This window comes from Bariatricus sp. HCP28S3_F11 (genome assembly GCF_052065395.1).
Classification (GTDB): Bacteria; Bacillota; Clostridia; order Lachnospirales; family Lachnospiraceae; genus Allocoprococcus.
Map to the genome: position 1 here is coordinate 1 of NZ_JBQHUC010000065.1, position 5,437 is coordinate 5,437.

6 protein-coding genes are annotated in these 5,437 nt (G+C 49.3%); 2 read left to right on the plus strand and 4 right to left on the minus strand.

The genetic code is table 11. From position 1 onward, the window contains the following. From mobV to ACTNBR_RS15905, 3 genes are all read right to left on the minus strand, one after another. Nucleotides 1–956, minus strand: a 956-nt coding sequence (mobV, locus tag ACTNBR_RS15895; RefSeq protein WP_441019174.1) for a MobV family relaxase, incomplete at its 3' end; no start/stop codon positions are given. A 173-nt stretch (nucleotides 957–1,129) separates the two neighbouring features. Then, nucleotides 1,130–1,525 (minus strand): replication initiator protein A, encoded by a 396-nt coding sequence (locus ACTNBR_RS15900; protein WP_002575861.1) that lies wholly within the window; start codon nucleotides 1,523–1,525, stop codon nucleotides 1,130–1,132. A 111-nt stretch (nucleotides 1,526–1,636) separates the two neighbouring features. Then, on the minus strand, nucleotides 1,637–2,050 hold the full coding sequence (locus ACTNBR_RS15905) for a cysteine-rich VLP domain-containing protein (protein WP_002575860.1): 414 nt from the start codon (nucleotides 2,048–2,050) through the stop codon (nucleotides 1,637–1,639). Nucleotides 2,051–2,278: 228 nt separating this feature from the next. Between ACTNBR_RS15905 and ACTNBR_RS15910 the strand changes: the two genes are divergently transcribed. Then, on the plus strand, nucleotides 2,279–2,542 hold the full coding sequence (locus ACTNBR_RS15910) for a hypothetical protein (RefSeq protein ID WP_002575859.1): 264 nt from the start codon (nucleotides 2,279–2,281) through the stop codon (nucleotides 2,540–2,542). A gap of 78 nt (nucleotides 2,543–2,620) precedes the next feature. Then, nucleotides 2,621–3,421, plus strand: coding sequence for a helix-turn-helix domain-containing protein (locus ACTNBR_RS15915; RefSeq protein WP_002575858.1), 801 nt, complete (start codon nucleotides 2,621–2,623; stop codon nucleotides 3,419–3,421). 80 nt (nucleotides 3,422–3,501) lie between these two features. Here the strand turns inward: ACTNBR_RS15915 and ACTNBR_RS15920 are convergent, their stop codons facing one another. Then, entirely contained in the window at nucleotides 3,502–4,722 is a 1,221-nt protein-coding gene (locus ACTNBR_RS15920) for an MFS transporter (RefSeq protein WP_075680193.1), read from the minus strand. Nucleotides 4,723–5,437 lie beyond the last annotated feature (715 nt).

Below are 5,437 nucleotides of genomic sequence, written 5' to 3' on the forward strand. Positions count from 1 at the left end.
TGCCGTATTATCGCTGTCAATCTGCCATTAGCTCCCAGACTGCGCGGTCGATTCTTTAAAGGACGGAAAAATAATTTGTCGTTTGCGTCTCCCTCAATTCGCTGTCCAACATTTAACTTCGCCCGTTCCATCGTGTCATTCATCTTGCCTTTTTCGCTGGCCTTTGCCCTGACTTCCAGCTTTTCATTTTCCGCTAACAAGTCATTGATTGTGACCTTGTATTTTTTCAGTTGCCCGGAGAAGTTCTCCATCTGCGGAAACCACTTTTTCAGCATGGAGAGGGCTTCCTCTTTCTTCTTTCCGGCGTTCAGCGGGGTAATGCCGGAGAGAACCGCTTCAATGGCCCTCGCCTGTTTGGAGAGGTTGACCGCCTGTTTGAACAGCCGGGTGGGGATATGCTTCCGGCCCGTCTTGCTGGCGCTTTCCCCACGCTCCAGGTCGGGGTACTGCTCCACCATACAGGCGTGAAAATCGTCCTGCCACTTCGTCAGATTGGCCCGGTTGCCGATAATTTCTTTGGCGCACAGGCGGTTGTCCTTTGTCAGCGGCACAAAGACCAAGTGCAGATGGGGCGTTTTTTCATCCATGTGTACCATAGCCGAAACGATGTTCTCCCGGCCCACCCGGTCAATGAGGAAGTCCGCCGCCCTCTGGAAGTAGGCCGCTATCTCCTTTGGGGACTTGCCCTTGAAAAACTCCGGGCTGGCGGTAATCAGCGTGTCCACAAACCGAGTGCTGTCCTTGCGGGTGCGGCATCTGGCCTGCTCGATGCGGCTCTGAATGAAATGGTAGTAGCGGCCATCCGGCTTGACGATGTGGAAATTGTACTTGCTCCGGCTGGTGTCAATGTCCGGGTTGCTGGCGTACTGCTCCTTTTTCCGTTCATGGTGGGCTTCCAGCGGCCCCGCCGGGTGGCCCTTGTGCTTCTCAAATCGCAAAATTGCGTGTTGTGCCATTGAACTCCTTTCCCCATTCCATTCCTTTCCGGCGGGTTTTCCCGCCGAAAATATCTCTGATAGGATTGGAATGGAATGAATGTAAATAGATGGTTTTAATCTCTGTATTTCTATATACCGTCAGATTTCCGTACTTCAAGAGGATTGATTTTCGTACTCGCCAAGTACGGTTTTCAGCCCTCCGGCGTACCATAACCGGATTTCTTGAAGTCGGTGTTTGGAACCGCTTCATAGGATTTCGGGTAAATGCGGTTGGGTTTTCCACAGCCCTGTTTCTGGATTTCCACCAGCCCCGCATACTGCAACTCCCGCAGGGTGTTGACCGCTTTCTGCCGCCCGCAGCGGAGCAAAGCGACCACCTCGCAGATGGGGTAGTACAGGTAGACCCGCCCGTACTCGTCCGCCCAGCCGTTCTTCCGGGACAACTCCGCCCGGCGCAGGACAAAGGCATACAGCACCTTCGCTTCGTTGCTCAAGGGCTGGAATGTGGGTGCTTCAAAAAGGAAATTGGGGAGCCGGGTGAAACTGAACGCCTTTTCCGGCTGGTGAATATAAATCGTGTTTGTCATAGCGTGTTTTGTGGACGGTTAGAGGCCCGTTTTCCGGGGCGAATGATAAATGATACCAGCCGCCCCGGTTGAGGGCTTGCGGAGCCTTGCAAATCAAGGCTTTTCCCGCTCTTAACTGTCCACAGCAGACCTCCTTTTCCGTTCACTTTCTGTTTTCTGCCGCCTGTGAACTCTGGCGGCGCAGTCCGGGCAGTATTTGCCCCGGTTGGACTTCGGGACGAACACACCGCCGCACTCCGCACAGCGTTTCAAGTCCCTGTCCCGGTAAATCTCCGCTTCCAGCGTCCTGTCCAGCGGCAAGACCGCCCAGCGGAACCACTTGCAGCAGACGGAGAACGAAATCATCTGCGGACAGGCGCAGGTGTCGCCATCGTCCAGCGCAAGGCAGTTTCCGTCCTCGCAGTTGCAGCACTCCCGGCGTATCAGGCCGCTGGCTCGTCTCTTCTGGGGCGGGGTTATGCGGTAGGGGGAGCCGTCCGGCCTGTGTTCCAGCGGCGGCAGGTGTTGATAGGGTCTTTTGCTCATGCGTCCCTCCGTTTTCTTTGGCGTGTTCTGTTTCCAAGGTGCTTGTCCATCGATGAACTATCCCAAGTCTACACCTTTTTGACCGCCTGTGCCGTATATCCAAGAGGTAGGAAATCAGCCTGAAAAACTCCCTATTTCCACGCTCTCGGATTTGTGATATAATCAAAAAAAGATAAAAGACAAATTCAGGTTTCTGGTCTTCTTGCACAAAATAAAGGAGGAGCTATTATGCAAATTGTTTATATTCCAAGCGAATCAATGTCTGTTCAAGGTAAAAAAGATGAAATCTATAAAAGATATGGGAAAGACTGGAATATTAGAGAACAGGGAGGAGGTAACGGAAATTGGTTGTTGACCAGAAAAAGTGATGTGCTTGTAGATGGAAAAAGTTATCGTACTTTTGTACTTGAACACTACGGTAAATCCAAGCTGACAGCGAAGCTTGTTGATAAATTTCGTGAAGATGTAGCAAATGGTAAAATAAAACTGTAAATGCCTATGCCGTTATGCTATGAGCATAGTACATAGCATAACGGCTTCTCTTTCGTTGAGCTAGCAAGGAGGGTGAATATGTCTTTATCCATACAAGAGCGATTAAAAGACCTACGTGTGGAGCGTGGCTTGACGCTGGGGCAGCTTGCGGAGCAGACCGGGCTTTCCAAGTCTGCGCTGGGCAGTTACGAAACGGAAGACTTCAAGGACATCAGCCACTATGCCCTTATCCGGCTGGCGAAGTTTTACGGTGTGACCGCTGATTATCTGCTGGGGCTGTCTGAAATGAAAAATCACCCAAACGCCGATCTTGCAGACCTGCGTTTGAGTGATGAAATGATTGACCTGCTGAAAAGCGGGAGGATAGACAATACCCTGCTGTGTGAGCTGGCGGCGCACCCGGATTTCCCCCGGCTGATGGCTGACCTTGAAATCTATGTGAACGGAACGGCACTGAAACAGGCGCAGGGTGCAAACGCCATAGTGGACACGATGAGCGCAACTGTTATAAAAAAGCATAATCCTGGCATGAGTGATACGCAGTTAAGACAGCTTATCACCGCCCATATTGATGAGGACGAGTTTTGCCGCTATGTGATACAACGGGACATAAACGGGATTGCCCTTGCTCTGCGGGAAACACACAAGGACGATTTTTTCAGCGTCCCAGAGGATAACCCGCTAAAAGAAATGCTGGAAACTGCTGGTGAAATCGTCAGCCAGGACAGCGACACGGAACAAGCGTACTTGGCGTTTATCTGCAAACGGCTCAAGCTGAATTTTAGGAAGCTGTCAGTAGAAGAACGGAAGTGGCTGAAAAAGATTGCGGAAAAATCCGACTTGCTGAAGAATCCAAAACCGCAGAGAGGACGAAGATAAAAAATGCCTGAACGGCGGTTCTGGTTTTTCAGAACCACCATCCAGGCATTTTGTTTAGTAATAGAAAAAGGTGCAGTTGATTATTGCGTATTGTCAATCTCTCTCAAACCGGGTAGTAAAAATACGGCAAGCGCAACGATGATAATGCCAATTCCGCAAATGACAAACCATTTCTCAACTCCCAGCCGCTCCGCCAGAGGCCCGGAAATGACAAGGCCAAACGGCATGGCGAGGGAAGCGGCGCTTGTCAGTAGAGAAAAAACTCTCCCCAGATATTCTGGTTTGACCGTTTCTTGAAAAATCGCATTTTGCACACCGTAAAATGGAGCGGAAATTCCCATAACAGTACAGCACACAACAAAGACAAGAAATGCGTCTGGCGGCAAAAGCCCGGAGAGCATAATGCTAACGCCCATCAGGAGAACGGAAAGACCGATGGTGTACCGCCGTTTCTTAAAACCGCCCCAAATGCTCAGAATGACTCCGCCAAGCAGCATACCAACCGCAAAAGCAATTTCAGCGGCAGAGGCATGGGCCGGTGTTCCTTTGAAGTATGACATACAGATGAGAGGAAAAAGCGTACTGATTGGCATATAAAAGAACATATAAATTACACCAATCCAGAGCAGAGCAAAGAGGCCCCTGTTTTGCTTTAATACCACATACCCCTCTTTCATATCCTGTAAAAACTGTTGTCTTTTCGTTTCTGGACATAGTTCAGGCGTTGGTATGGACGAAATCGCAACAGTCACACAGGCAAGGATTGCACCCACAATATCTAACAATATAATTGCATTAAGAGGCCAAACAGCATATAAAAACGCTGCGGCAGCTGGACTGATAATCGCACTTACTGCTTGCATGGTCTGCGTGTAACCAGCGCATTTTGTAAGTTCCTCTTTTGGCACAATCATAGGTGTTGCTGCGCTGAATGCTGGAGAATGAAAAGCAGTTCCCGCACTTCGGATTAACAGGACAACCATAATAGACCATACGGGCAATTCCATGTAAAACGCCACCAGCGCCAGAATACCGCCAGCGGCGGCAATTATCAAATCCGCACCAATCATTACGCTTTTACGGCTGTGCCGGTCAACAAAAGCACCTGCAAACGGGCCTAAACAGGCTTGCGGCAAAAATCCAATCAGTGTTGCCGCCGTCAATATGATTGCAGAATTAGTTTTCGCAACCAAATAAAAGATAATGGCCATTTGCAAAATACCGCTGCTAATAAAGGATATTGCTTGTCCGGCAAGAAGTGTAAAATAAGTTTTTCTCCATGAATTGTTGTTTTGGGTCATAATGCGAACCTCCTTTTTTATTGCATTGTTCCTTTGTTTCTGCAATAAAAAGCAGGCGTTGTCCCACAGAGAGGGCAGACGCCTGCATAACAACAAAGCACGAAAAAACACCACGATACAGTTCAAAGACTGCTCGTGTCAAACCTACGTGTTCCTTTGCATACGCACGCAAAAAAAGCCCACCATCATGTGGAAAGGTACTTCTACTTTTTATTGCTTATTAGCGTACACAAATTAACACACGTAAGCCTCCTTCCAATCTCAAACTGTCGCACAGTATAACACACATCCGATAGACTTGTCAACCATTTTTAACCTTGTTTTCCATCTTGTTTTTCCATCTCTTACGGGCAGTAGCAAAGCCAGGCGAGCCAGTCAACGGTCAAGATGAACGGCGCTTTCAGCGCCGCCGTTGACAGTCTCGCCCGTCTTTGCTAATGGGTAATCAAGGCGGGAAAGCCATTTTAGGGCTTTCCCGCCCATTTCAATTTTGGGAGAAGAAAGGCCCCAAAATGAACGAGTGCGGCCAAACACTTTTAGGGATTGGCCACCTTGTCCACCCATCCAGCGGGGCGGCGGGGAACGGTCAAGGCCGGGCATCAGCCTGTCGTCTCGCAAAATAAAGTTCCTGTCTCCTGCACAAAAACAGCGAATTATTATATCAGTTCCATAATGATGTCTCTTTGTACGTGCCTGTAATTACGGCGCGCTTTTT

Excerpts from the sequence above, each read along its gene's own strand:
- ACTNBR_RS15900 (WP_002575861.1), bottom strand. The coding sequence starts at position 1,525 with ATGACAAACACGATTTATATTCACCAGCCGGAAAAGGCGTTCAGTTTC.
- ACTNBR_RS15905 (WP_002575860.1), bottom strand. The coding sequence starts at position 2,050 with ATGAGCAAAAGACCCTATCAACACCTGCCGCCGCTGGAACACAGGCCG.
- ACTNBR_RS15910 (WP_002575859.1), top strand. The coding sequence starts at position 2,279 with ATGCAAATTGTTTATATTCCAAGCGAATCAATGTCTGTTCAAGGTAAA.
- ACTNBR_RS15915 (WP_002575858.1), top strand. The coding sequence starts at position 2,621 with ATGTCTTTATCCATACAAGAGCGATTAAAAGACCTACGTGTGGAGCGT.
- ACTNBR_RS15920 (WP_075680193.1), bottom strand. The coding sequence starts at position 4,722 with ATGACCCAAAACAACAATTCATGGAGAAAAACTTATTTTACACTTCTT.